At 68.1% G+C, this 26,845-nt stretch carries 23 protein-coding genes; 10 read left to right on the top strand and 13 right to left on the bottom strand.

Features of this window, described 5'->3' with window-relative positions:
• Positions 1-70: 70 nt before the first annotated feature.
• The 7 genes from hemH to lgt form a co-directional block, all read right to left on the bottom strand.
• A complete protein-coding gene (gene hemH, locus ACP690_RS01525) occupies positions 71-1,072 on the bottom strand; it encodes a ferrochelatase (protein WP_426259924.1) in 1,002 nt (333 codons plus the stop codon).
• A complete protein-coding gene (locus ACP690_RS01520) occupies positions 1,069-3,270 on the bottom strand; it encodes a molybdopterin cofactor-binding domain-containing protein (RefSeq protein ID WP_426259923.1) in 2,202 nt (733 codons plus the stop codon). The genes hemH and ACP690_RS01520 overlap by 4 nt, the downstream gene beginning before the upstream one ends.
• 85 nt (positions 3,271-3,355) lie before the next feature.
• On the bottom strand, positions 3,356-4,669 hold the full coding sequence (locus ACP690_RS01515; RefSeq protein WP_426259922.1) for a cystathionine gamma-synthase family protein: 1,314 nt from the start codon (positions 4,667-4,669) through the stop codon (positions 3,356-3,358).
• A gap of 190 nt (positions 4,670-4,859) precedes the next feature.
• The gene (pgeF, locus tag ACP690_RS01510; protein ID WP_426259921.1) at positions 4,860-5,627 is read right to left on the bottom strand and encodes a peptidoglycan editing factor PgeF; all 768 of its coding nucleotides are present in this window, start codon (positions 5,625-5,627) and stop codon (positions 4,860-4,862) included.
• On the bottom strand, positions 5,624-6,133 hold the full coding sequence (locus ACP690_RS01505; RefSeq protein ID WP_426259920.1) for a GNAT family N-acetyltransferase: 510 nt from the start codon (positions 6,131-6,133) through the stop codon (positions 5,624-5,626). The genes pgeF and ACP690_RS01505 overlap by 4 nt, the downstream gene beginning before the upstream one ends.
• On the bottom strand, positions 6,130-7,206 hold the full coding sequence (locus ACP690_RS01500) for a class I SAM-dependent methyltransferase (protein WP_426259919.1): 1,077 nt from the start codon (positions 7,204-7,206) through the stop codon (positions 6,130-6,132). The genes ACP690_RS01505 and ACP690_RS01500 overlap by 4 nt, the downstream gene beginning before the upstream one ends.
• Positions 7,207-7,465: 259 nt before the next feature.
• Positions 7,466-8,383, bottom strand: coding sequence for a prolipoprotein diacylglyceryl transferase (gene lgt, locus ACP690_RS01495; RefSeq protein WP_063686740.1), 918 nt, complete (start codon positions 8,381-8,383; stop codon positions 7,466-7,468).
• 66 nt (positions 8,384-8,449) lie between these two features.
• Here lgt and ACP690_RS01490 point away from each other — a divergent pair, with 66 nt between their 5' ends.
• From ACP690_RS01490 to ACP690_RS01480, 3 genes are all read left to right on the top strand, one after another.
• Positions 8,450-10,138: a class I adenylate-forming enzyme family protein gene (locus ACP690_RS01490; protein WP_426259918.1), complete on the top strand. Its 1,689-nt coding sequence runs from the start codon at positions 8,450-8,452 to the stop codon at positions 10,136-10,138.
• A gap of 225 nt (positions 10,139-10,363) precedes the next feature.
• Positions 10,364-10,882, top strand: a complete 519-nt coding sequence (locus ACP690_RS01485) for a phosphoribosyltransferase (RefSeq protein ID WP_426259917.1) — start codon at positions 10,364-10,366, stop codon at positions 10,880-10,882.
• Positions 10,883-10,910: 28 nt separating this feature from the next.
• Complete coding sequence (locus ACP690_RS01480; protein WP_426259916.1) at positions 10,911-11,843, top strand: AEC family transporter; 933 nt, start codon at positions 10,911-10,913, stop codon at positions 11,841-11,843.
• A gap of 401 nt (positions 11,844-12,244) precedes the next feature.
• Here ACP690_RS01480 and murA read toward each other — a convergent pair whose 3' ends face one another.
• On the bottom strand, positions 12,245-13,528 hold the full coding sequence (gene murA / locus ACP690_RS01475) for a UDP-N-acetylglucosamine 1-carboxyvinyltransferase (RefSeq protein ID WP_017980324.1): 1,284 nt from the start codon (positions 13,526-13,528) through the stop codon (positions 12,245-12,247).
• 133 nt (positions 13,529-13,661) lie between these two features.
• Here murA and ACP690_RS01470 point away from each other — a divergent pair, with 133 nt between their 5' ends.
• On the top strand, positions 13,662-14,393 hold the full coding sequence (locus tag ACP690_RS01470; RefSeq protein ID WP_426259915.1) for a Crp/Fnr family transcriptional regulator: 732 nt from the start codon (positions 13,662-13,664) through the stop codon (positions 14,391-14,393).
• Between the two features lie 111 nt (positions 14,394-14,504).
• Here the strand turns inward: ACP690_RS01470 and clpS are convergent, their stop codons facing one another.
• From clpS to ACP690_RS01455, 3 genes are all read right to left on the bottom strand, one after another.
• A complete protein-coding gene (gene clpS, locus ACP690_RS01465; RefSeq protein WP_017980326.1) occupies positions 14,505-14,846 on the bottom strand; it encodes an ATP-dependent Clp protease adapter ClpS in 342 nt (113 codons plus the stop codon).
• A gap of 159 nt (positions 14,847-15,005) precedes the next feature.
• Entirely contained in the window at positions 15,006-15,818 is an 813-nt protein-coding gene (gene phaP, locus ACP690_RS01460) for a TIGR01841 family phasin (protein ID WP_426259914.1), read from the bottom strand.
• A 94-nt stretch (positions 15,819-15,912) separates the two neighbouring features.
• The gene (locus ACP690_RS01455; protein WP_426259913.1) at positions 15,913-17,685 is read right to left on the bottom strand and encodes a PHA/PHB synthase family protein; all 1,773 of its coding nucleotides are present in this window, start codon (positions 17,683-17,685) and stop codon (positions 15,913-15,915) included.
• A gap of 219 nt (positions 17,686-17,904) precedes the next feature.
• Between ACP690_RS01455 and ACP690_RS01450 the strand changes: the two genes are divergently transcribed.
• The 4 genes from ACP690_RS01450 (at position 17,905) to ACP690_RS01435 (ending at position 22,417) form a co-directional block, all read left to right on the top strand.
• On the top strand, positions 17,905-19,149 hold the full coding sequence (locus tag ACP690_RS01450; RefSeq protein ID WP_294282265.1) for an HD-GYP domain-containing protein: 1,245 nt from the start codon (positions 17,905-17,907) through the stop codon (positions 19,147-19,149).
• Complete coding sequence (locus tag ACP690_RS01445; RefSeq protein WP_426259912.1) at positions 19,149-20,333, top strand: GGDEF domain-containing protein; 1,185 nt, start codon at positions 19,149-19,151, stop codon at positions 20,331-20,333. Before ACP690_RS01450 ends, ACP690_RS01445 begins: the two co-directional genes overlap by 1 nt.
• A 67-nt stretch (positions 20,334-20,400) precedes the next feature.
• A complete protein-coding gene (locus ACP690_RS01440; protein ID WP_017980331.1) occupies positions 20,401-21,624 on the top strand; it encodes an LL-diaminopimelate aminotransferase in 1,224 nt (407 codons plus the stop codon).
• Positions 21,625-21,640: 16 nt separating this feature from the next.
• The gene (locus tag ACP690_RS01435; protein ID WP_426259911.1) at positions 21,641-22,417 is read left to right on the top strand and encodes a sulfite exporter TauE/SafE family protein; all 777 of its coding nucleotides are present in this window, start codon (positions 21,641-21,643) and stop codon (positions 22,415-22,417) included.
• A 19-nt stretch (positions 22,418-22,436) separates the two neighbouring features.
• On the opposite strand, the gene ACP690_RS01430 is transcribed toward ACP690_RS01435, so the two are convergent.
• Together ACP690_RS01430 and ACP690_RS01425 are read right to left on the bottom strand one after the other, a co-directional pair.
• Positions 22,437-23,366, bottom strand: coding sequence for a GGDEF domain-containing protein (locus tag ACP690_RS01430; RefSeq protein ID WP_426259910.1), 930 nt, complete (start codon positions 23,364-23,366; stop codon positions 22,437-22,439).
• A 97-nt stretch (positions 23,367-23,463) separates the two neighbouring features.
• Positions 23,464-23,973: a winged helix-turn-helix transcriptional regulator gene (locus tag ACP690_RS01425; protein WP_017980334.1), complete on the bottom strand. Its 510-nt coding sequence runs from the start codon at positions 23,971-23,973 to the stop codon at positions 23,464-23,466.
• A 145-nt stretch (positions 23,974-24,118) separates the two neighbouring features.
• Here ACP690_RS01425 and ACP690_RS01420 point away from each other — a divergent pair, with 145 nt between their 5' ends.
• Positions 24,119-24,442: a CC_3452 family protein gene (locus ACP690_RS01420; protein ID WP_426259909.1), complete on the top strand. Its 324-nt coding sequence runs from the start codon at positions 24,119-24,121 to the stop codon at positions 24,440-24,442.
• A gap of 122 nt (positions 24,443-24,564) precedes the next feature.
• Positions 24,565-26,667 (top strand): RelA/SpoT family protein, encoded by a 2,103-nt coding sequence (locus tag ACP690_RS01415; protein WP_426259908.1) that lies wholly within the window; start codon positions 24,565-24,567, stop codon positions 26,665-26,667.
• The last annotated feature ends 178 nt before the right edge of the window (positions 26,668-26,845 follow it).

Here is a 26,845-nt window from a genome sequence, read left to right as displayed (position 1 = left end):
GGGAACGCTAGGCGGGCGCCCGGACGGTGGCAATGGCGAACCGGGGCCGGACCGGTATTTCCATATTTCGTTACGGAATCCAGCCTTGCAGCTCGCGATGCAGCAACGTCCGCAGCATCGCCATGCCCGGCGCGCCATCGTTCAAACAGGGCAGATAGGCGAAGTCGGTGCCACCCGCCGCAACGAAGCTCTCGCGCCCGCGGATCGCCAGTTCCTCTAGCGTTTCGAGGCAATCGGCGGAAAAGCCCGGCGCCACCACCGCGACCTTGCGCACCCCTTGCGCGGGCAGCGCCTCCAAAGTCTCGTCGGTCGCCGGCCCCAGCCATTTCGCCGGACCGAAGCGCGACTGGAAGGCGATGGTAAGCTCGCGATTCATGGCCTCGGACAGCAACCGCGCGGTCTTCTGGCAGTGGCAGTGATAGGGGTCGCCCAGCTCCAGCGTCCGCTTCGGCATGCCGTGGAAGCTGGCGACGATCCGCTCGGGCACGAAATCGAGGCCCGCGAGCTGCGATTCGATGCTGTCCTTCAGCGCCGCGATATAGGCGGGATCGTCATGATACGGCGGCAGCGTGCGGATTGCCGGCTGCCAGCGCATGCCGGCCAGCGCGGCGAAGGCCTTGTCGTTGGCGGTCGCGGTCGTCGCCGCACAATATTGCGGATATAACGGCGCGATCAGGATGCGCTCGCACCCGGCATCCTTCAGTGCGGCCAGCCGGTCGGCGATCGCCGGATTGCCGTAGCGCATCGCATAATCGACGATCACGCCTTCGCCGAACGCGTCCGTCAGCGCCTGTGCCTGCCGGCGCGTGATCGCGGCGAGCGGCGACCCTTCGTCGCTCCACACCAGGCCATAGGCATGCGCGGACTTTTTCGGGCGGGTGTTGAGGATGATGCCGCGCAGGATCGGCTGCCACGCGATCGCCGGGATTTCGACGACGCGCCGATCGGACAGGAATTCGCCCAGATAGCGTTTCACCGATTTCGGATCGGGCGCGTCGGGCGTGCCGAGATTGGTGAGCAATACCCCGATCTTGCGGGGCGGAATCGCGGGATGGCCGGCGGGAATCGTCATGACGTCGGCTGTAGCGGCAGTGTGCGCAGCCGCCTACCGGTCGCGGAGAAGACGGCATTGGCGATCGCGGGCGCGACCGCGGGCACGCCCAGTTCGCCCACCCCGCCGGGCGCCTCGCCCGATGCGATGAGTTCGACGACGATATCGGGACTGTCCGCGAGGCGCGGCAGGTTGAGCCCCGCAAACCCATGCGCGCGCGTCCGCCCCTTCGCAACACCGGTCGAGGCGCCCAGTGCCTGCGCCATGCCGAAGATCAGGCCGCCCTCGATTTGCTGGCGAACGAGGTCGGGATTGACGATCCGCCCGCAATCCACCGCCGCGACGAGCCGGTCGACGCGGATCCGCCCGCCATCCTCCGCCGACACCTCCGCCAGCACCGCGATGCGGCTGCCGCGAAAGGCATGCGCGGCGATGCCCTGCCCCGATCCGTCGGCGCCACCATCCCAGCCGCCCAGCGCCGCAACCGTCGTCAGGCAGCGTGCCAGCCGCGGCTCACCGCCCAGCATGCCGATCCGGTAGGATAACGGCTCGGTGCCCGCGACATGCGCGAGCTCGTCGATGAAACATTCGGTGAAGAAGGCGGTGTGGCCGTGCGCGCCGCCGCGCAGATGCCCGGTTTCGATGCCGATGTCGGCGGGATGATGCGCAATGGCATAGGCCGGAATGCGATAGACCGGCGTCGCCCCCGCCACCGCATAGGGATCGCCGCGCCCCAGCAGCGCGCCCGCGCCGGGGAGCAGCCGCCGGGCGAGCGCATGGCCCGTCGCAGGCGCCGCGATCGCTGCGTCCCAGGCGGCAATCGCGCCGTTGCTCGACAGGCGCGCGCGCAACGTCGCGCGGGCGGGCGGGCGGAAGCGATCGTGCAGCGTCTCCTCGCCGCGCGACCAGACGAGATTGACCGGACGCTTCAGCTGCATCGTCAGTAACGCCGCCTGTTCGGCGATCACCGTGTCCAGCCGCGCACCGAAGTCGCCGCCCGACAGCGTGCGGTGGATCACCACCGCCCCCGGCGACAGACCCGCCACGCGCGCCGCCGCCGCCCGCGCCGCCGCGGGGGCCGCGGTGGGCAACCACAGCTCCAGCCGCCCGTCGCGATACGCCGCCGCTGCGCTCGCGGTCTCCAGCGCGGCATGCACGCCCAGCCCGACGCAATAATCCGCCGACACGACGCCGCCGCCCTCCAGCAAGCGCACCGGGTCGCCGGTCGCGGCCATGGTCTGCCCCGTCGCCGCCAGTGCCTCGGTCAGCGCGCGGTCGATCCCGGCATCGTCGGCGAGCGGCATGTCGCTGGCGAAGCGCGGCGCGAGCGCCTCCAGCGCGCGATTCGCCGCCCACCATGTCGTCGCCACCGCCGCCACCCACGTGGGGTTCTCGACGACCGCCAGCACGCCGCGGATGCGATCCGCTGCGGCGCGATCGACGGCGACCAGCCTTGCCTCGCCGATCGGCCCCTGCCGGATCGCGGCATGCACCATGTCGGGCAAGCGAATGTCGCCTGCAAAGCTGGCCGAACCATCGACCTTGGCGGGTACGTCGATCCGCGGCACCGCCTGTCCCGCCAACTTGCCCGCCCCCGCCACACCGATCGGCAACGGGCTGGGCACGCGTTCGCGCACCGCCTCCGCCGCCAGCGCCGCAAAGCGCAGCCGGTCGCGACCGTGGACGATGAAGCCCGCCTCCGCGCTGCAATCGGTCCAGGTGACGCCCCAGCGCCGCGCCGCCGCCTTGCACAGCAACGCGCGCGCGGTCGCGCCCGCGGTGCGCGCATCGTCTTCGAACATGCGAAGACTGGTCGATCCGCCGGTCAGCATGGCATCACTGCGCTGCGCATAGGTGTCGTAGAGATGCTGCGGCAGCCGCGCGAGCGTGCCTTCGAACAGCGATTCGAGCGCCAGCGGGTTCGCATAAAGCGCGTTGACCGGCGCCGCCTCGACGCCGACCGTCCGCCAGTCGGCACCCAGCTCGTCCGCCACCACCTGCCCCAGCGCGGTATAGACGCCCTGCCCGTGCTCCAGCTGCGGCACCGCGACGGTGACATGGCCGTCGTCGCCGATCTTCAGCCATGCGCCGAACGCGGTCTCGCCGGGTGCGGTCGCGAGATTCGGGGCATAGGCGCGCGGCCACAGCCCCCAGGCGACGACCAGCCCGACGCCCGCGCCCCCCGCGACGATCACCTTGCGCCTGCTGATCCCTGCCATGCAGCGGCTCTACCGGGGCCGGGCGGCGGGCGGAAGCGGGTTGATGGCGGGCGCCCCTCCTGAAATCGGGAGGGGCGCCCGTCGCTTAGATCGCGTCCAGCGCCTGCGCGAAGTCGGCGATCAGATCGTCGGCATCCTCGACGCCGATCGAGATGCGCACCAGGCTGTCGGTGATCCCCAGCGCGTCCTTGCGCTCCTGCGGCACCGACAGATGCGTCATTGCGGCGGGGTGGCTTGCCAGCGTTTCGGTGCCGCCCAGCGACACGGCGAGCTTGGCGATGCGCAGCGCGTCGAGGAAGCGGAACGCCTCCGCCTCGCCGCCCTTCAGGATCAGCGAGAAGGTGGAGCCAGCGCCCGAGCAATGGCGGCGATAGATATCCGCCTGCCGCTCCTGCCCCGGCTCGTCGCCGAAGAAGCCGAGATAGCCGACGCGCTCCACCTTCGGATGCGTGCGCAGATAGGCGCAGACCTTGGCGGCGTTTTCCCCGGCGCGGCTCATGCGCAGTTCGAGCGTCTCGAGGCTGCGCAGCAGCATCCACGCGGTATTGGGATCGCAGATCGTGCCAATCGTGTTGCGCATCGAGCGGATCGTGTTGATGTGCGCCTTCGACCCCAGCACACCGCCCGCGACCAGATCGCTATGCCCGCCGGCGTATTTGGTGAGGCTGTAGACGACGATATCCGCCCCATGCCGCAGCGGCTGCTGCCAGAGCGGCCCCAGGAAGGTGTTGTCGATCGCGATCGGCGGCTTTTTGGCGGCATCGGCGAAGATCGCGTCGCGACTCGCCGCCACCGCCTCGATATCGACCAGCGCGTTGGTCGGGTTCGCCGGGCTTTCGAGGTAGATCAGCGCGACGTTGCCGGTCGCCGCCTCGGTCAGCACCGCGTCGATCTCCTCGCGCGTCGCGCCCGCCGGGAAGTCGAGCCATTTCACCCCGAACTTGCCGAGGATACGGCCGATCAGCGTCTCCGTCGCCGCATACAGCGGCCCCGAATGGACGATCGTGTCGCCGGGCTTGGTCATCGCGAGGAACAGCGTGGCGATCGCCGACATGCCGCTCGAAAAGGCAAGCGCGTCCTCCGCCTCGTCCCAGATCGCCAGGCGATCCTCCAGGATTTCCTGGTTCGGCCCGTTGAAGCGCGAATAGACGAGGCCGTCGGCGCCGCCCGGACGCTTGCCGGTCACGCCCTCGAAATGGCGCTTGCCCGCCGCGGCATTGGGGAAGACGAAGGTTGAGGTCAGGAAGATCGGCGGCTTCAGCGCGCCTTCGGACAAGGCTGGGTCGAAGCCGTGGCCCATCATCATCGTCGACGGCTTCAGCTTGCGGTCACCGATCGTCTGCGGCGTGTTGGCGGGCAGATTGCCCCCGACGCCGGTGATCTGTGCTTCATCGGGCATGGTACTCTCCTTTGCCGAGGAGCATAGCGCCGACTGGTAACGTTGGATACTAGTATACAGGCACGCCCGGCCCCTCGTCTTCGTCATTCCGGCGCACGCCGGAATCCATGGACGTGGGAGGCTCACGGCTCGTGTCCCACCCTTGCACCGGGTCCATGGATCCCGGCGTTCGCCGGGATGACGGGGTGGCTCAGGCAGGCAATCCGATCACACTGATCTGCCGCCCATAATCCGGCTCGCCCTTGTGCGTCGCCCGGCGGTAACTGTAGAATCGGTCGGATTGGGCATAGGTATCCAGCCCCAGCGCCTCGATCCGCGCCAGCCCCGCAGCAGCGAGCCGGTGCGTCACATAGGCCTCGAGGTCGAACTGGTAGCGCCCGTCCCGACCGCTCGCGAAGAAGCGCTCATTCTCCGGATCGACCGCCGTGAAACGCGCGAGGAACCCCTCATCCACCTCGTACGAGGCTCGCGCGATGCACGGCCCGATCGCGGCGGCGATCCGATCGCGCCGCGCCCCGATCTTCTCCATCGCGGCGATCGTCGCATCGGTGACGCCGGCCAGCGCCCCCTTCCACCCGGCATGCGCCGCGCCGATTACGCCCGCATGCGCGTCCGCGAACAGCACCGGCGCGCAATCCGCGGTCAGGATGCCGAGCAGCAATCCCGGCCGTTCGGTGACGAGCGCGTCGGCATGCGGCCTCTCGGCATCGGGATAGGCGGCGTTGACACGCACCACGTCAGCCGAATGGACCTGATACAGCGATGCAAGCGGCGCACCGGGCAATATTGCCGCCGCCGCCCGACGCCGGTTTTCCGCCACCGCTGTGGGATCGTCCTGCGATCCAAGGCCGACGTTCAGGCCCGCGACCACCCCCTGCGACACGCCGCCGCGCCGCCCGAGAAAACCGTGCGGCACATCGCCCAGCCCGCGCGCGCGGATCACCTTGACGTCGCTCACAGGCCCAGCCGCATCAGATAATCCTCGTCGGCGTGATTGCCGACCATGAAGGTGTAGCGGCCGACGTCCGCGAAGCCATAGCGTTCGTAGAAGCGACGGGCGCGATGATTGTCGACGTACACCGACAGGAACAGCTCGCGCGCGCCGCGGTCCCGCGCTGTGGCGATCACCCAGTCCATCATCCGCGCGGCGAGCCCGCTGCCCTGCTGATCCGCGACGAGGTACAGCTGGCGCAGTTCGATCATCGGGCCGGTCGGCGTCACCGGCAGCCCATGCGGCCCCAGCTTCGCGAAGCCGACCGCGCGGCCCTCCTCCTCGGCGAGGAGGAAGGCGAAGGCGGGATCGGCCAGCTCGCGCCGCCACGCGGGAACCGTCATGCCGTCGAGAAAGGCGGCAAGATCAGCCGGATCATACAGATGCCCGAAGGTCGCGGTGAAGCTTTCGGCGAACAGCGCGGCGATCGCCTCGGCATCGGCCACCGTGGGGGTGCGTAGCGTCGCGGTCATGCACCGAACGCCGCCGGCACCGGCCAGTCTGCGCGCGTCACCGCCAGCGCCCGGAACAGCGTCCCCATATCGCTCATCAGCCGCGCGCGATCGGCCAAGATCGCCTCCGCCTTGTCCGGCGTCGCCCGCGCCAGCGCCGTGGCGCGCGTGTCGATGCCGAGGCCCCCCAGCAGGTCGCGCTGCGAGATCGGCCCCCAGGCGACCGCGCCCGCCCCCTGCGCCGCGGCGGCGAGCGTGGTGAAATCGACATGCGCGCTCAGGTCGACCGTGCCCGGCGTGTCGAACGGATTGGCGAAGCCATGGCCGCGCACCGCCTGCAACGTGTCGCCGAGCGCCGGGCCTTCATACCCATAATCGATCGCCAACATCGCGCCGCCCTGCGCAGCGATCCGACGGGCAACCGTGGTCATCACCGTGACGCTGGCGGGCGAAATCTCCAGTACCGACCCGGCGGGGGCATCGCGCAGCGGTTCGGGCAGCACCTCCAGCGGCACGGGCTTGCCCGCGATGGGCAGGAACAGCGTGTCCTGGCAGGCGACCAGTCGCTCGTGCCAGCCACCCCCTTGGTCTTTGGCGCCGCGGCGAACCAGCTGGCGGATCGGCAGCGCATCGAAGAATTCGTTGGCGACGACGATCAGCGCTTCGGTCGTCGGCAGGCTGTCGACCGAATCGTGGAAGGTCGCACCCGGAACCGCGGCGGCCTGCAGATCGCGCAGCCGCGGGCTGGTCTCGACGAAGTGCACGGGCGGTTCGAACCCCGCCTTCGCCATCGCGCGCCGCGCATCGGCGGCGAGCGTGCCCCGGCCCGGCCCCAGCTCGACCCAGGCGACCTCGGGCCGGCCGGCGCGGTCCCACAGGTCGGCGCACCACAGGCCGATCAGCTCGCCAAACATCTGGCTGATCTCGGGCGCGGTCACGAAATCGCCGCCCGCGCCGATCGCCTCGTGCGTCGCATAATACTGCGCATTGGCGGCGGCCATGAACTGCGACACCGGCATCGGCCCCGCCAGCGTGATCGCACGGGCGAGCCGGTCGGGCAGCGGAGCGTCGGGAGTATCGGTCACGTCGGTCACACGCGGCAGATGCCGTGGCCGGGCGGTGGGCGCAAGGCTCCTTCCAGTCCTCCCCCGCCAGGGGGAGGTGGCAGCGCGACAGCGCTGACGGAGGGGGAGGTAAGCGGCGCACGCCGTTATAAACTGCGTCGCCTACCTCCCCCTCCACCATTCGGCTAGCGCCGAACGGTCCTCCGCATCGGATCAATCATGCCCCCGGCATGATCGTGAACGGCTGGGGCCGTTCATCCCGATGCGCCCTGGCGGGGGAGGACTTTCGTCAGGCCACGCTCTCCGTCCCCGCGATCGGTTCCACCCGCGTGCGGCGGCCCTTGGCGGTCAGCACCAGATACAGCCCGCCCGCGATCATCGGCACGCACAGCCACTGGCCCATGTGGATGCCCGTCGCCTCGATGAAGGTGCCGTGGAACTGCGGATCGGGTTCGCGGAAGAATTCCACGATGAACCGCGCGATGCCATAGCCCAGCACGAACAGCCCGACGAGCTTGCCCGGCTGGTAGCGCGCCTTGGTGCGCCAGAAGGCGAACCACAGGACGGCGAACAGGATGATCCCCTCCATCCCCGCTTCGTACAGCTGGCTGGGATGGCGCGCCGGCTCGGGGATGCCGAAGGGCACGGTGCGTTCGAACACGATCGCCCAGGGTACATCGGCGGGCTTGCCCCACAATTCGCCGTTTACGAAATTGGCGAGCCGGCCGAAGAACAAGCCGAAGGGCACGCAGCAGGCGAGGTAGTCGTGGACGCGCAGCCAGTCGAGCTTGTGCTTGCGCGCGAACAGGATGATCCCCAGCGACGTCCCGATGACGCCGCCGTGGAAGCTCATGCCGCCGTCCCACAGCCGCAGGATGCGCACCGGATGCAGCAGCATCTCGGGCGCGTAGAACAGCACATAGCCGATCCGCCCGCCCAGGATGATCCCCAGCGTCGCGTAGAAGACGAGGTCGTCGGCATGGCGCCGCGCCATCGGCGCCCCCGGCTGCGCCAGCAGCTTCAGCAGATACCACCAGCCGATCAGGATACCGCCGATATAGGCGAGGCTGTACCAGCGCAGCGTGAAGGCGCCGATCGAGAAGACGTCGGGGTGCAGCCCCAAATCGGCGAAGCGGATATGGCCGCCCCCGGAACCCACCAGCGGATCGGCGAGTGGGGCGGCGGCGGCGAGCAACGGCAGGATCAAGGCTTTCCCCCTGGGTTTCGCCCCTGCATAGTGAGGCAAAGGCACAAGACCAAGCGGAGAGCATGCATGCGGACGACCCTCGACGAGCGGATGGACGCCACGATGGCGGCACTGACCGGGCCGGGGGGCATGCTGGCGCTGGGCGAGGCGGAGCGCGGCGGGCGCCGCTATCCGATCATCGCCGCCGCACCGCCCGCCTTGCCGCACTATTTCGCGCATTATTGCCATGAGCATGCCGACAAGACCTTCCTCGTCGCCGGCGACGAACGGCTGACCTTCGCTGATGTCTATGCCGCCGCCCGCGCGGTCGCTGGCGCGCTGGTCGCCACGCACCGTGTAGCCAAGGGCGATCGCGTCGGCGTCGCCATGCGCAATTCGCCGTCGTGGATCGTCCTCTACATGGGCATATTGATGGCGGGCGGCGTCGCTACCCTGCTCAACGGCTGGTGGCAGGCGGAGGAACTGGCCGCGGCAATCGACGAGGTGGAGGCGCGCCTCGTCTTCGCCGACGGCCCGCGCGCGCAGCGGCTGGCCGGATCGTCGGCGCAGGTGGTGGCGATCGACGATACGCTGCCGCTCGCCGAGGCCTTGGGCGCGATCACCGCGGCGGGTGGCGAGGAGGCCGCGTTGCCCGATGTCGCGGGCACCGACCATGCGACGATCCTGTTCACCTCCGGATCGACCGGCCGGTCGAAGGGCGCGATCGCCGATCACCGCGGCGTGGTGCAGGGCACGTTCAACTATCTGGCGCAGGCGCTGATGATGCTCGGCCTCGCGACGCAGGACGGCAATCCGCCGACCGAACAGCCCTCCACGCTGCTGACGTTGCCACTGTTCCACGTCACCGCCGAGGTGCCGGTGATGCTGCAGAGCTTCGCGATGGGCCGCAAGCTCGTCCTGATGCGCAAATGGGATGCCGTCGAGGCGATGCGCCTGATCCAGGCGGAGCGGATCAGCTATTTCGTCGGCGTGCCGCTGATGAGCTTCGAAATCCTGACGCATCCCGATCGCGCCTCCTACGACCTCTCCACCGTCACCGATTTCGCCGCGGGCGGCGCGCCGCGCCCGGTCGAGCATGTCCGCCGCATCGATGCGGAGATGGGCGGATCGGCGCCGCTGATCGGCTATGGCCTGACCGAGACGAACGGCATCGGCACCGGCAATTGGCGTAGCAACTATCTCGCCAAGCCCGACAGCGCCGGGCGCGCCTCCGCCCCGCTGGTCGATCTCGCGATCCTCGATGACGACAGCGCGCCTGTGCCTCAGGGCGAACGAGGAGAGATCGCGATCCGCTCGATCGCCAACTTCCTCGGCTATTGGAACCGGCCGGAGGCGACCGCGGCGTGCATGACCGCGGACGGATATTTCCGCACCGGCGACATCGGCTATCTCGATGCGGACGGCTATCTCTTCATCGTCGATCGCGCCAAGGACATCGTGATCCGCGGCGGCGAAAACATCGCCTGCCAGGAGGTCGAAGCCGCGCTGTACGCCCATCCCGACGTCGCGGAAGCGGCGGTGTTCGGCCTGCCCGACGACCGCTTCGGCGAGGTGCCGGGCGCGGTGGTGCATCTGCGCGGCGACACTTCGCTGGATCAGGCGGCGCTACAGGCCTTCCTCGCCGACCATATCGCCGCGTTCAAGGTGCCCGCGCGCATCTGGGTCTCCACGCTCGCCCTGCCACGGCTGGGCACGGAGAAGATCGACAAGGTATCGCTCCGCAACACCTATCGCGCGCTCGCGGCGGCAGGCTGAGGGCATCAACCATCGTCATTGATGGGCGATGTCCGTGGGATGAACGCGGACACACTTCCCTCGTCATTCCGGCGCACGCCGGAATCCATGGCCGCGGCGCGACCCGCAGCTTGCACCCAACGGCTGTCCCGCATCCATGGATCCCGGCGTCCGCCGGGATGACGAAGGCAGAGGGTCACACCACCCCACGCTTGCCCCTGTGCCGCATTGCGGCAAAAAGGGCGGATGCCCGTGTTCACTCCCATCCCGCACGACGCCGTCGTCGCCGCCGTCCTGACCCTGCGCGATGCGATCGCCGCCGGGGACTGGCGCCCCGACACGATCGTCGGCATCGGCCGCGGCGGCCTGGTGCCGGCGGTCTACCTCAGCCATGCGATCGACGTGCCGATGCGCTCGATCGACCTGTCCGCCCGCGACAGCGACGCGGTGACGCAGGTGGGCCTCACCGCTCTTGCCGCCCGGTCCCGCGCCGGCGAGCGCCTGCTGTTCCTCGACGACATCAACGATTCGGGCCGCACCATCGCCTTCGTCCGCGCCGCGCTCGCCGCGGCGGAGGGCGATGCCGCCAATGTCCGCTTCGCGACGCTGATCGACAACAGCCGCTCGGCCGAACGCGTCGAGCTTGCGGCGCGCACCATCGATCGCGACGTCGTGAAGGACTGGTTCGTCTTCCCTTGGGAAGCCGTCGCGTCCAGCGAATCGATCGCCGCGGATGCGGCGGAAGTGCCGGACCGGATCGCCTGATCCGCCCGCGCATCCCGCAACGCCCGCGATGACGATCCTCGCCACCATCCTGCCGATCTTCGTGCTGATCCTGGCGGGCTTCGCCTTCGCCCGGCTGCGCGGTCTGGACGCGGGCGCGGTCAGCATCCTCAACACCTATGTCGTCTGGCTGGCGCTGCCCGCCTTGCTGTTCGATTTCGTGGCGGAGGCGGATTGGGCGACGCTCGCGCAGCCGCGCTTCACCCTGGTGTTCGCGATCGGCATGGTCGCGACCTTCGCGCTGTCCTATTGGGCCACCCCGCGCGTCGCCGGCATGCCCCGCAGCATGGCACGCCGCTCGCTCGATGCGCTGACCGCCAGCTTTTCCAATTGCGCCTATATGGGCATCCCGATCGCGCACGGCCTGTTAGGGCCGGAGGGCCTCGCCGCCGCGGTCATCGCCGCGCTACTGACCAGCTGTGCGTTATTCGCCTTTTCGCTCATGCTGGTCGAGGTCGATCTCGACGGCAAGGGGCTGCGGATCGCGACGATCGCGCGGGTCTTCGGATCGGTATTGCGCAACCCGATCGTCGCCGCGCCGGTCGCGGGCGCGCTGTACGCCCTGACCGGCCTCGGCCTGCCAACCCCGGCCGCGACCGTCCTAAAGATGCTGGGCGGATCGGCGACCCCGGTCGCGCTGGTGACGATCGGCATGTTCCTCGCCCAGCGGCAGGGAAAGGGCGAGCCCGCCGAACTGGGCTTCGCGGTCGTCGCCAAGCTGGTGGTCCAACCGCTCGTCACGCTGGCCGCGCTATGGCTGCTGCCCCTCCCCAAGCCCTACGCCGCCGCCGCGCTGATCGTCGCCGCGTTGCCGACCGGCACCGGCCCATTCATGGTCGCCGAACTCTACGCGCAGGAGGTGACGCTGGCCGCCCGCGCGATCCTGATGTCGACGATCCTGTCGCTGGTCACGGTGACGGCCGTGGCCTGGTGGGTGCTGTAGGCCGCCAATCGCGCCGCAGACCCTTGGCATCAATCCTCCCCCGCCAGGGGGAGGTGGCAGCGCGCCAGCGCTGACGGAGGGGGAGGATACGGCGCGCGTCGTATATGCCGAAGCCCCCTCCCGCTGTAGGGCCGATCGACATTCACCGTCGTGATAGATTTTTCGACGAGCAGAGAGACCCGAAGCAAAAGAGTTTGGTTCGCGCGGAGGCGCGGAGGACGCAGAGATGTCACGCGCGTGGCAGCGCTTCGCCTTGACCTCGACCGGGATAGACAGGCCGCTCACGCGGCAAACGCGACACCTCTGCGTCCTCCGCGCCTCCGCGCGAACCGTCTTATCTTCACCTCGTCGAATCTTGGGGTGATTGAATGTCGATCGGTCCTAGCAAGGAAGGAACGACCTTACCCGTCGCTCGCCCGCTCGATATCCGCGCCCACCGCCGACAGCTTTTCCTCCAGCCGCTCATAGCCACGGTCGAGGTGATAGACGCGCGCAACCGCGGTCTCGCCCTCCGCCGCCAACCCAGCGAGGATCAGGCTCATCGAGGCGCGCAGGTCGGTCGCCATCACGGGCGCGCCGACCAGCCGGTCGACGCCCTTCACCACTGCGGTACGGCCATGGACCTGGATGTCCGCGCCCATGCGCGCCAGCTCGGGCACGTGCATGTAGCGGTTTTCGAAGATCGTCTCGGTCAGCACGCTGGCGCCGTCTGCCTTGCACAGCATCGCCATGAACTGCGCCTGCATGTCGGTCGCAAAGCCGGGATAGGGCGCGGTCGACAGCGTCACCGGGCCGAGCGGACCCGATGCTTCCACCTTCACGCCATCGCGCGTCTCGGTCACCGTCACGCCCGCCTCGCGCAGGCCGTCGATCGTCGCCTGCATATCGCCGGCATTCGCGCCGACCAGCTCCAGGCTGCCACCGGTGATCGCCGCGGCGCAGGCATAGCTGCCCGCCTCGATCCGGTCGGGCATGACGGCATAGGTCGCACCATGCAGCCGGTCGACGCCCTCGATCTCCAGCGTATCGGTGCCGATGCCGTCGATCCGCGCGCCCATTGCGGTGAGGCAGTTGCACAGGTCGACGATCTCGGGCTCGCGCGCCGCATTCTCGATCACGCTGGTGCCCTTCGCGAGCACCGCCGCCATCACGACATTCTCGGTCGCACCGACCGACACGACGGGGAAGCGATAGCGCCCGCCCGACAGGCGCCCGCCCGGCGCAGTCGCCTTCACATAGCCTGCCGCCATCTCCAGCTCGGCGCCGATCGCCTCCAGTGCCTTCAAATGCAGGTCGATCGGGCGGTTGCCGATCGCGCAGCCACCGGGCAGCGACACCCGCGCCTCGCCCGCGCGCGCCAGCACCGGGCCCAGCACCAGGATCGACGCGCGCATCTTGCGCACGATATCGTACGGCGCCTCGGTCGAGGTCAGCTGCCCTGCCCGGATCGTCATCACCCGCCCGAAATCCTCGGGCCGCGTGCCCTGGATCGCGGTCGACGCGCCCAGCTGGTTGAGCAGGTGGCCGAACCCGTCGACGTCGGCGAGCCGCGGCAGGTTGCGCAGCGTCAGCGGCTCGTCGGTCAGCAGCGCACACGGCATCAGCGTCAGCGCGGCATTCTTCGCGCCCGAAATCGGCAGGCGCCCCGACAGGCGGTTGCCGCCACGGATAAGGATACGGTCCATGGCATAGCGTCTAGCGCGCCGGTCGACGGGTGCAAGTTGCCAATGAATGCCGCGCGCTTGATCGACTTTAATGCAAGCGTTTCTGCCCTTTCGCTAACCCCCGCGCCTCAGGGGTTCAGGGGGATGATACAGCGTGGGGAGTGGCCTCGCCGACCGGCTCGGCGAACTGATAGAGCTATCCGCCAGCGAACGGCGCGCGCTCGACGGACTCGAAACGCGCGAGCGGACGGTGCGGCGTGGCGCGGTGCTGCTGCGCGAGCATGACCGCGCGACGGAGCTGTTCGTCATCCGCCACGGATCGCTGATGAGCTACATCATCCTGCCCGACGGCAGCCGCCAGATCCTGCGCTTCCTGTTCCCCGGCGACCTGATCGCCACGCCCGCGCTCGTCTATCGCAGCGCGCCCGAAACGCTGATGGCGCTGACGGAAAGCACCGTCGCGATCATCGATCGCGCGCAGATCGCCGCGCTGATCGTCGACCATCCGCGCATCGCCGGCCTGTTGCTCGTCCGCGACCAGATCGAACGCGTCGCGCTGACCGACCGGATGGCGAACCTGGGGCGCGGATCGGCCAAGGCCCGCATCTGCGCGCTGCTGATCGGCCTGCGCAACCGCCACCGACGCCTGGATGCCAGCGTGCAGGACAGCTTTTCGCCCTGCCTGACGCAGGAACAGATCGGCGACGCGACCGGCCTCACCGCGGTTCACGTCAACCGCATGCTGCGCCAGCTGGAGGACGAAGGCCTGCTGGCCCGCGACGGCGGCCGGATCACCTTCCTCAACGAACAGGCGCTCGCCCGCACCGCGCATCATATCGATCGCACGCAGCATATCGATCTCGGCTGGCTGCCACCGGCGCGGTAAGTCGCGTCGGCGCGGCTGCGACATTTCAGCCTCCACCGGGATGACGACGATGGCGAATATCGGTTTGCGCGCAAACCGTCGTCGCGCCTTAGCGCGAGCGCAAACCTGCGATCACGCCTTCTCCAGCGTGCATTGCAGCGGGTGCTGGTTCTGCCGGGCAAAATCGATGACCTGCCCGACCTTGGTCTCCGCCACCTCATAGGAGAAGACCCCGCACACCCCGACGCCCTTCTGGTGGACGTGCAGCATCACCCGCGTCGCCTCTTCCATGTTCATGCGGAAGAAGCGTTGCAGGCACAGCACGACGAATTCCATCGGCGTGTAATCGTCGTTGAGCATCAGGACGCGATAGGGCGTCGGCTGCTTGGTGCGCGTGCGCGTCTTGGTGGCGAGGCCCGTGCCGGCGCCGCCGTCGTTGCCGTCATCCGTTCCGTCGTCGCGGCGTTCGGCCATGGTGATCGGTTCAACTATCATGTGGATCGCGAAAATATGGCATCGGGCATGCCCGGGGCAAGGGGGTCGCGCAAAAGTTGACGGCGCCCGGCCCGCCATTCAACGAAAAGGGGCGACCGCATCGCTGCGGCCGCCCCCTCTTCGGTCCATTGCGTCAGGTTACGCGACGACCTTCATCTTCTCGGCGGCGAGCGCCACGCGGTTCGACAGCGGCTGCGCCACTTCACCGGCCAGCTTCAGCATGGCTTCGGTGTTGCGCGAGGTCTGCTGCACCATCGCGTCGAACGCCGAACGGGCATAGTCCGACTGGAGCTTGAAGAAGTCGGTCGGCGACTTGACGCTGGTCATCGTCTTGGCGGCGGCGGTCGCCTCTTCGAACGACTTCTTGGCGAAGGCGGCGGCGTCCTGGCCGAGCGCTTCGAGACCGCGCACCGCGATCTTCGACGATTCGACCATCGCCTCGATGTTGCCCTTGCCGAATTCGTTCGCGTCTTCGAACATCTTCTGGCTCTTTTCGACCGCACCCTTGGCGCGCTCGGTGGCGTCGGCGAACGCGGTCTGGGTCTTGGCGGTGACGGTTTCGATCGTTTCCATGATGACTTCCTTCGCTGCGTAGGGGGCGATCGGCGCGGTCGTTGCCGCAGCGATCGGGTCGGTGGTGGGGACGACGGGTGGTCGCGCGGCCGCAGTCGGCGCGACCGGCAGATCGGGAGCAGGCTCGCGCGTCACCGGCGCCGCCTCGACAGCCACGTCGGGCACGACCGAAGCGGGCACGATCGACGCGAGCGGCGGAACGATGTCGGCGGCCGTCGGCTTTGTCGCGAGCGGCACGGCCGGCACGCTCTTCTTGGCGACCTTGGCCTTGGGCAGCGACGGCTTGACCGCCGATTGCGGCGGCGTGGCGACGGGACGCTCCGGACGACGGGCGACCTTGGCAGGCTTTACCGGCGGCTTGGGGGCGGTATCGTCCACGGCTCCTACTCCAGCTATTATGCTGCAACGCACAAATAGGGAGCGGCGACGCTACGTCAAGCGCATTTTTGTGCGCTGCAACATGAGAATGTTCTCAGGCTTTGACATACTCGCCAGGCGCCTCGCAGAGCGCCGCCAGCGCGCCGCCTCCGGGTTGCCGCGCGCCCTCTGCCGGCACCATGTCGGACGACAAATTACGCAGCCACGCGAGCCAGTCCGGCCACCAGCTACCTTTCGTCTCGGTCGCGCCCGCGACGAAGTCGGCGAGCGAGTCCGCAGCGGCGTCGTTCGTCCAATATTGGTATTTGCCCGCGGCCGGCGGATTGACCACGCCCGCGATATGGCCCGATCCCGCCAGCACGAAGCGCAGCGGCCCCTGGAACAGATGCGTGATCTTCCACACGCTCTCCGCCGGCGCGATATGGTCCTCGCGTCCCGCCTGCACATAGGCGGGCGTCGTCACGCGGGTGAGGTCCAGCGCCTCGCCCGCCACCGACATCGCGCCCGGCTGCACCAGTAGATTGTCGCGGTACAGATCGGTCAGGTACGACAAATGCCATTTCGCCGGCAGGTTGGTCGTGTCGCCGTTCCAGTGGAGCAGATCGAACGGCATGTAATCCGCGCCGAGCAGATAATTGTTGGTAACGTAATTCCAGATCAGGTCGCGTCCGCGCAGCAGGTTGAACGTCGCCGCCAGATAGCGCCCGTCCAGGAACCCCTGCGGCGACAGCGTGCCGATCACCGCCAGCTGGTCGTCGGTCACGAAATTCTGCAATTCGCCCGCCGCGGAGAAATCGACCTGCGCGGTGAAGAAGGTGGCGCTCGCCACCGTGTCCGCTTGCCCACGCGCGGCGAGCAGCGCCAGCGTCGCCGCCAGCGTCGTACCCGCGACGCAATAGCCGATCGTATGCACCGCCGGCACGTCGAGCAGCGCCCGGATCGTGTCGATCGCATCAACCTGCGCGGTGACGTAATCGTCCCAGATCACGTCCTTCATCGACGCATCCGCCGACTTCCAGGACACCATGAAAACGGTGATGCCCTGCTCCACCGCCCAGCGGATGAAGCTTTTCTCGGGCGTCAGATCGAGGATGTAATAGCGGTTGATCCAGGGCGGAAAGATCACCAACGGCGTCGCCAGCACGTCCGGCGTCGTCGGCGTATACTGGATCAGCTCGTACAAGGCGGTGCGCTTCACCACCTTGCCCGGCGTCATCGCCAGGTTGCGCCCCACCTCGAACGCGCCGTCGCTGGTGTGGGTCAGCTGACCCTTGCCGATGTCGGCGAGCATGTGTTTCATGCCGTCGAGCAGGTTCTGGCCCTTGGTCTCGATCGTCTTGGCGACCACCTCGGGGTTGGTCAGCGCGAAGTTCGACGGGCTCATCGCATCGACCAGCCCGCGCGCGGCGAAGCGCAACTGCTCGCGCTGCTTGTCGGGCACGCCCTCCAGCGCCTCGACCCCGCGCAACAGATGGTCGGCGATCAGATTGTAGCTGCGGCGGATCCAGTCGAACCACGGGTCCTCGCGCCATGCCGCCGCCTTGAAGCGTCTGTCGCGGGCATCGCCTTCCGATTCCGGCGGGGGCGGCGGCGCGGCGGCGGGATCGACGAAGCGCTGCCACAGCGCCAGATTGTCCGCCCAATAATCCTGCACCTGCTGCGCCAGCCGGCTCTGGCCCTCGGCCGATACGGGGCTGCCCGGCCCGGCCGCGCCCGCCGCGAACACGCCGATGCCCTGTTCCATCATCATCTGCTGCGCGCGGCCCATCACCCAGGTCCAATGCTGCAGATCGGCAAGGTCCGGCGCCGCTCCGGTGCCATAAGCGCTGCGCGGCGCGTCGGACGAATCGGTCTTGGGATCGGCCATGGCATCCTCTTCTTATCGCGGTGACCGTAGCGGCGGCGGCCGATGGTGGGAACCGCGATCGTCGGGATGCCGTCCATCGGTTTCGGTTCCGAGGCAAATCACTCAAACTGGCGCCCCGACCGCCAGAATGGGTCGGTTTACAACCAATCGTAAAGCACCGGGGCGCATTTGCGGGTTCATGAACAGCATTCACATCACCCCGCATAGAGAGACGCCGTCATGCTGATCCGCGTTGCCACGCGCGAGGTCCAGGTGGGCATGTATGTCGATGCCATGGAAGGGGCATGGATCGACAATCCGTTCTGGCGCCGCAGCTTCCTGATCAAGACCGAGGCCGAGCTGGATCGACTGCGCTCGTCGGCGATCCAGCATGTCACGATCGACACCACCAAGGGGCGCGGCGTCACCGTGATCCCCGAGGCCGAACGCCGCCGCCAGGTGGAAGCGCCCGCCGTGGTCGCGCCCTTGCCGGTCGAGCGGCGCAAACGGCGCAGCGGGCCGCAGCCCGACGACCTGACGCAGACGATCGACCGGTCGAAGGAACATGTCATCGCCATGTTCCAGGAAGCGCGCCTGGGCCGCGCGATCGATCTGGAAGCCGTGACTCCGGTGGTCGACGACATTTCGGTCGCGTTGCAGCGCGACCGCGCGGCGTTCGTCAAGGTCACGCGCCTCAAGATGAACAACGAATACACCTATCTGCACTCGATCGCGGTCTGTGCGCTGATGGTCGACCTCGCGCTCCATCTCGGCCTGCCGGAGGCCGAGGTGCGCGAGATCGGCGCCGCGGGTCTGCTGCACGATATCGGCAAGGTGGCGACCCCCACGACGATCCTCGACAAGGCGGGGCAGCTCGGTCAGGACGAATGGCTGGTGATGCGCCGCCACCCGTCGGAGGGGCATGCGATGCTGCGCAAGGACGCCACCGCGTCCCGCATCGCGCTCGATGTCTGCCTGCACCACCACGAACGGCTCGACGGCAGCGGCTATCCCGAACGGCTGAAGGGCGACCAGATCAGCCTGCACGCGCGCATTGCCGCGATCTGCGACGTCTATGACGCGGTCACCTCGGTCCGACCCTACAAGCGTCCCTGGTCACCGCACGAGGCGCTGGCGCGCATGCTGGAATGGGAGGGGCATTTCGACCCCGATTTGCTCGACGCCTTCATCGTCAACCTCGGCATCCAGCCGCTGCACGCACTGGTGCGGCTCAATTCCAACCGGCTCGGCATCGTGCTCGACGGCAGCGCCGACCCCTATGCGCCGCTGGTCCGCACCTTCTACCACGTGCCCGATTCACGCTTCCTGGGGATCGAGGACGTCGACACGACGCAGGATCCGGTGCTGCGCCGCGAGCGCGGCGACTATTGGTTCCCGGATCGCTGGCCCGCGCTGCTCGCCGACGTCCAGGCCGGCATCCAGCCGCATGAGGTGCCCCTGCTGCGCGCGGCGGGGGGTCGCTGATGCCGCACAGTAGCAATGCGGCGCGGCTGCCGCGCCTCGCCTCGTGGTGGAAGGGGCTGGACACGCACCCCGCACGCGCATCCGCACCGGCCGCTGCCGCTCCCTCCGCCCCCGCCTCCGCGGCGCTGCCCCCGCGCAGCAACGCGCCAGGCGGCGCAGCCGGTGACCGCGACGGCGCGGTCGCGATGATGCGCAGAACCGCCAATCACGAACTGATCGACCGGATCGTCGCCTTCCTCCACACGCACGACCTCGATCCCAGTCCCGACCATCTGCTGATCGCGCGCAGCTATGCGATCGGCGACGATCCCGCGCTAGCCGAGGCGATCGACACACGCGTCCGCACCGGCGAGCCCGTCTCGCCCGCCTTTCTCGACCGACTGCCGACGCAGGCGCTCGCCGAGCGCAACCATGCCGCGACGCTCGCCGATCTGGGCGATACGCTGCAGGCGGCGATGCTCGAAAACAGCCGGCTCCTCGGCCGGTCGAGCGATTCGGCGCGCGCCTATGGAGCCGCGCTGGGCGGCACGATGCAGGAAATGGCGGCTAATCCCGAAGCGTCGCTCGGGCGGCTGGTGATGCTCACCACCGCCGCCGTCGACGCGACGCGCGACCTCGCACATCAGCTCGACACGATGGAGCGTGAGACGACGCGGCTGCGCAGCCGGCTCAACGCCGCGCGCCGCACCGCCGAGCAGGACCATCTGACCCGCCTGCCCAACCGCCGCAGCTTCGATGCCCGGCTCGCGCGCGAGACCGGGGCGGAGCCGCGCTGCGTGGCACTTTGCGACATCGACGATTTCAAGCGGATCAACGATATCCACGGCCATGAGGCGGGCGACCGCGTGCTGAAGGTCGTCGCGCGCCACCTCAAGACCGCGCTCGGTGACAAGGCGGTGGTGGCACGCCACGGCGGCGAGGAATTCGCCTGCCTGTTCCCCGGCATGGCGATCGACGGCGCGCGGCCCTTGCTCGAAGGGATGCGCGAGGGGCTGGAGATGCGCAGCTTCGTCAATTCGGAAACGGGCACGTCGATCGGCTGCATCACCGTTTCGATCGGCCTCGCGCCGCTGGAAAGCGATCCGCGCGCCGCGATGCGCGCCGCCGACGCCGCGCTTTACGCCGCCAAGCGCGCAGGCAAGAACCGCGTCATCGTAGCGCAACCGGGCGAACCCGATGGATGACGCCCGATTGAAGTGGTGAAACCCGCGCCTGCGCGTTAGGGTCGTGGCGTCCACGATCAGGTGAGCCATGTCCGACGACGAATTCTACCGCATCAAGCGTCTGCCGCCCTATGTCATCGCCGAAGTCAACGGCATGCGGGCCGCAGCGCGCGCGGCGGGCGAGGACATCATCGATCTCGGCATGGGCAACCCCGATCTGCCGCCGCCGCCGCACGTCCTCGACAAGCTGATCGAGGTGACGAAGAAGCCCGACGCACACGGCTATTCGCAGTCGAAGGGCATTCCCGGCCTGCGCCGCGCGCAGGCGAATTACTACGGCCGCCGCTTCGGCGTCGACCTCGATCCCGAGACCGAGGTCGTCGTGACGATGGGGTCGAAGGAGGGGCTCGCCAGCCTCGCGACCGCGATCACCGCGCCGGGCGACGTCATCCTCGCGCCCAACCCGTCCTATCCGATCCACACCTTCGGTTTCATCATCGCCGGCGCGACGATCCGCGCGGTGCCGACGACACCCGACGAGGCCTATTTCGAAAGTCTCGAGCGCGCGATGGCCTTCACCGTGCCGCGCCCGTCGGTGCTGGTGGTCAATTATCCGTCCAACCCGACGGCCGAAGCGGTCGACCTTGCCTTCTACGAACGCCTCGTCGCCTGGGCGCGCGAGAACAAGGTCTGGATCATCAGCGACCTCGCCTATTCGGAGCTGTATTACGACGGCAATCCGACGCCTTCGATCCTGCAGGTGAAGGGCGCCAAGGACGTCGCGATCGAATTTACCTCGCTCAGCAAAACCTACAGCATGGCCGGCTGGCGCATCGGCTTCGCGGTCGGCAACGCCAAGCTGATCGCGGCGATGACACGCGTGAAGTCGTACCTCGACTATGGCGCCTTCACGCCCATCCAGGCCGCCGCCTGCGCCGCGCTCAACGGCCCGCAGGACATCGTCGAGAAGAACCGCCAACTCTACCACAAGCGCCGCGACGTGCTGGTCGAAAGCTTCGGCCGCGCCGGCTGGGACATTCCGTCCCCCCGCGCCAGCATGTTCGCCTGGGCACCGCTGCCGCCCGCGGTCGCGCACTTAGGCAGCCTTGAGTTCTCCAAACAATTGCTGACTCACGCCCATGTCGCGGTTGCGCCAGGGGTGGGCTACGGCGAAAATGGAGAAGGCTTCGTGCGCATTGCCCTGGTCGAAAACGAACAGCGACTGCGCCAGGCGGCGCGCAACGTGAAGCGCTACCTGCAATCCATGGGGGTCAACACCCCCAGCCAGTCCGCAGGCCAGAAAACCGGTTGAGCGGCGACCGCCGCGCATGACCATCGAACCGCTCTATTCGCTCGCCGGCGTGCTCGTCGGCGTCCTCGTTGGCCTGACTGGGGTGGGTGGCGGATCGCTGATGACGCCGATCCTGGTGCTCGCCTTCGGTTTCCATCCCGCGACCGCGGTCGGCACCGACCTGCTCTATGCCGCGGCGACCAAGACGGTCGGCACCACCGTCCACGGCTGGCGCGGCACGCTCGACTGGACCATCGTGCGCCGGCTGGCGATGGGCAGCGTGCCGACGACGATCGTCACCCTGCTGCTGCTGGGCCAGGCGAGCGAGCATTCGTCCGCCACGCAGCATCTGCTCGCCACGCTGCTCGGCGTCGTGCTGGTCGTGTCGGCCGTCGCGACGCTGCTGCGCCACCGCATCGTTGCCGCCCTCACCCCCCGGCTGGGGGAGACCGACGGGCGCGAACCGGTGGCGCTCACCGTGCTGCTCGGCGCGATCCTCGGCGTGCTGGTATCGCTGACCTCGGTCGGCGCGGGCGCGCTCGGCATGACCGCGCTGCTCGTCCTCTACCCGCGCCATCCGCTCAAAAGCCTCGTCGGCGCCGACATCGCGCATGCCGTGCCGCTGACCCTGCTGGCGGGCACGGGCCATTGGCTGCTCGGTTCGGTCGATCTCGGCCTGCTCGGGTCGCTGCTGATCGGATCGATCCCGGGCATCGTCGTCGGCAGCCTGCTGGCGGGCGTGATGCGCGAGGCGGCGCTTCGTCCGGTGCTGGCGACCGTCCTCGCCATCGTCGGGGTCAAGCTGCTGCTGTAAGCGGCGGCGCCCCGTTCGATCACACCGCGACCCGATTCCCCCCGGCGGCGACCGCGCCGGCCAGCGTCTCGCGCGCCCGGCCGAGCATCGCGGGGAAATCGTCGCCCTGGTCCATCACCACCGCCCCGGATGCGGTCACCGTCCCGATCCACTCGCCGGTTTCCGCCAGCTTGAACTTGCGCGATTCGAGCAGTGACAGCACATCCTCGGCCTGGCTGCGCACGGCGGTGATCGTCCGGTCGGGCACGACGACGATGAACTCGTTGCCGGCCCAGCGGATCACTTCCTGCTCGGGGAATTGCTTCTGGATCTTGGCGGCAAAGCCGTTGAGCACATTGTCGCCCACGCTCGTGCCGAATTCGCGATTGATCTCGACCAGTCCGTCGATGCTGAGCATCACGATCACATGACGCCGGTCGTGCTTGTCGATCTGGTCGAGGACATGGCCGGCAAAGGCGGGCTTGAGTGCGCTGGTCAGCGGATCGTGTTCGGGATCGATCGCACGCCGCACGTCGGCGACCATCGCCTTCTTCAGCGTTTCGAACTGCTGCCGCAGCATGGCCAGCTCGGTTTCGGCCGCGGCCAGACGCTGCACCGTCTCGTCGCCCGACGGCAGCGCCCCCTGCGCTTCCCGCACCAGGTCACCGACATTCGCCCCCGCCGTCCGCGTGACGGCGCGCGCTTCGTCCGCCAGCGATCCCAGCCGCTCGGCATGGTCCGCGATCCCCGTCGGAACCGGCAACGGTACGTACCGGGCGATCATCCGCGCGGCATCGGTCGCGGTCAAACGGAAGCCATCGCCGATCAACCCGGCGATCTCGCGTGACAAGGCGGCATTGCCACCGGTGACATGAATCAGCGCCAGGCCGTAATGCGGGACGGTCGGCTCCAACCGCTGATGTTCGAGGAAGGCAAGCGCGTCGCGCGCGCGTTCAAACATCACCTGCATAGGGCGCCGTTGTGACGCGGATCGCAAAAACTATCAATGAAGTTGAATGGGTTAACAGCATTAGTACCATGCTGTGGGGTAGTATTGTCGGCACCGCTTACGTCGGGTCGTCGACATCCTCCGGCAGCGCCCAGATCAGGTCGCCCTTGCCCAATATGCGTCCGTCATGCGCCTGCACCGCGACCGGCGCGATCGGGCGACGGTCGCGCGCATCGACCAGGATCGGAAAGGCCGGCGCACACAATTCCCAGCGCTCGCCCCATTGCCGCAGCGCGATCATCGTCGGCAGCAACGCGTGGCCTTTTTCGGTCAGCGTATAGCGGATCTTGCGCCGGTCAGCGGGCATCGCCTCGCGCTGCAGGATACCATGGTCGACCAGCCGCCCCAGCCGGTTCGCCAGGATATTGCGGGCAATGCCCAGCTCGGCCTGGAATTCCTCGAAATGGTGCAGGCCATTGAACGCCGCGCGCAGGATCAGGAACGCCCAGCGCTCGCCCATCGCCTCCAGCGCCGCGGGCAGGCTGCATTCCCGCAACGTTTCGCGCAGAGTCTCCCGGATCGGCGCAGTACACGCGGAATCGGGCCCATCGGCCGGTGTCGGCATCATGATCCTCGTCTGATCGTCGGCAGCATATCGCACAAACCGGCCGATAAGACAGCCTTTATACGTTTTCCGTTGCAACCTGAAACCGAAATCGATAGCGGGCGCGCATCGTCATCACCTGCGAATCGGTTCGGGAGGACCCCTCGTCATGAAGCTGCTGTCCACGCTCGCCCCCACGCTGGCGCTCGCCATCACCACGCTGTTCGGTGCGACCGCCGCCGGCGCCGCCGCCGCGGACGCCTATGTCGCCGTCCCCTCGGCGCCCTCCGCCAAGGCGAGCTTCATCACTCGCTCGACCGTTTGGCGCGCCCGCCAGGGCGGTTTCGTCGCCGGCCAGGCGCCCGAGCGTCCCGCGGTGCTGTGCGAACTGGTCGCGCGCGAAGTCGGCACGCTGTCCAGCTTCACCGTCGGCGGCACCGCCTATGACGCCGAACAGCTCGCCAAGTGCAATGCCAAGGCCAAGAAGGCGTAAGGTGTTGCGAGGACGCGCCGATCCGCGCGTTCTGGGCTCATCGTTGATGTATCCCGCAAAATCGCCTGCCGCTCTGCAACATTGTGTTGCAAAGCGGCATGCCCCTCGCCCATGTGTAGGCCGTGCTACGGCAATATGAACTGGTCGATCGGGTCCTCGATTACGACCCCGACGCGGACGAAGCGCTGCTCAACCGCGCCTATGTCTTCTCGATGCAGGCGCATGGCTCCCAGAAGCGCGCCAGCGGCGACCCCTATTTCAGCCACCCGATCGAGGTGGCGGGCATCCTCACCGACCTGAGGCTGGACGACGAGACGATCGCCACCGCGATCCTCCACGACACGATCGAGGATACGGTCGCCACGCCGGAAGAGATCACACGCCTGTTCGGCGGCAACGTCGCGCGGCTGGTCGATGGCGTCACCAAGCTGTCGAAGATCGAGGCGCAGACCGAGAACGAGCGCGCCGCCGAAAACCTGCGCAAATTCCTGCTCGCCATGTCGGACGACATCCGCGTCCTGCTGGTCAAGCTCGCCGACCGCCTGCACAACATGCGCACGCTCCATCACATCCCCAAGCCCGAAAAGCGGCGGCGGATCGCGAAGGAGACGATGGATATCTACGCCCCGCTCGCCGAGCGGATCGGCATGTACGAATTCATGAAGGAGATGCAGACGCTCGCCTTCGCGCAGCTCGAACCCGAGGCGTATGAATCGATCACCAAACGGCTGGACCTGCTCAAGACCGGCGGCGGCGATCGCATCGCCAAGATCGGATCGGGCCTGAAGCTGCTGTTGGGGCGCGCTGGCGTCGATGCCGAGGTGACGGGGCGCGAGAAGCATCCCTATTCGATCTGGCGCAAAATGAGCGAACGCCACATCAGCTTCGAGCAACTCTCGGACATCATGGCGTTCCGCGCGCTCGTGCCCACGGTCGAGGATTGCTACACCGCGCTCGGCATCATCCACCGCCGCTGGCCGATGGTGCCGGGACGGTTCAAGGATTACATCTCGACGCCCAAGCGCAACGGCTATCGCTCGCTGCACACCAGCGTGATCCACGCCGACAATGCGCGTATCGAGATCCAGATCCGCACGCCCGAGATGCATGCGGAGGCCGAATTCGGCCTCGCCGCGCATTGGGCCTATAAGGAAAAGAAGGTCCGCGCCGACAGCCAGCACAGCTGGATCGCCGACCTCGTCGAGATTCTGGAAACTGCGGGCAGCCCCGAAGAGCTGCTCGAACACACGCGCATGGCGATGTACCAGGATCGCATCTTCGCCTTCACGCCGAAGGGCGAGCTGATCCAGCTGCCCAAGGGCGCGACGCCGATCGACTTCGCCTATGCCGTCCACACCGACCTCGGCGACCAGGCGGTGGGCGCCAAGATCAACGGCCGCGTCGTGCCTTTGTCGACCGTCATCGAGAATGGCGACCAGGTGCAGGTGCTGCGCTCGAAGGGGCAGGTGCCGCAGCCCGGCTGGCTCAACTTCGCGATCACCGGCAAGGCGCTCGCCGCGATCCGCCGCCATTTGCGCCAGACCGAACGCGCCGAGCTGATCGCGCTCGGCCGCAAGCTCTACGACGACATCGTCCGTCGCCTGCCCGCGCCGCTCGGCCCCGATGCGCTCACCCATGCGCTGTCGCGGCTGAAGATGGGCGACGAGGCGACGCTGATGGCGGGGATCGCGCGGCGCACGCTGTCCGACGCGACGGTGATGGAGGCGCTGATGCCCGGCTCGGCCGGCGCCGACCTCGCGCTGATCGCGCCGCAATCGACCGCCATCTCGATCAAGGGGCTGACGCCCGGCGTCGCCTTCGACCTTGCCGAATGCTGCCACCCAGTGCCCGGCGACCGCATCGTCGGCCTGCGCCGCCCGGATGCGGGGATCGAGGTGCATGCGATCGACTGCCGCGTCCTCGCCGAACTCGCCGAACGCGGTGCGGACGAAACCGACTGGGTCGATGTCGACTGGGGCGACCAGAGCGAAGGCGCGGTCGCGCGCATTTCGGTGCAGGTGAAGAACGAACCCGGCGCGCTCGGCATCGTCTCGACGATCATCGGCGCCCACCGCGCGAACATCATCGCGTTGCGCCTCGACACACGCGACACGATCTTCCACACCAACGTCATCGACGTCGAAGTCCACGACATCCACCAACTGATGCGCCTGATCGCCGCCCTGCGCGCCGCCGATGCGGTAAACGCGGTGGAGCGGGTGTAAGGGAGCGGGCGCCCCCGCCCCCTACACCCGTCATTCCCGCGAAGGCGGGAATCCAGACGCGCTACCCTTACGGCAAGCAGGAGACGTCAGAGGTTATGGATTCCCGCCTACGCGGGAATGACGGGCGGGTGGGGAAAGGGCTTACCCAACCTCCGTCATCCCGGCGCACGCCGGGATC

The sequence above is a fragment of the Sphingomonas sp. DC4900 genome (assembly GCF_049896485.1).
Lineage (GTDB): Bacteria > Pseudomonadota > Alphaproteobacteria > Sphingomonadales > Sphingomonadaceae > Sphingomonas > Sphingomonas aquatilis.
The sequence above is the reverse complement of the archived record's forward strand: the minus strand, read 5'-3'. Positions and strand labels throughout refer to the sequence as shown.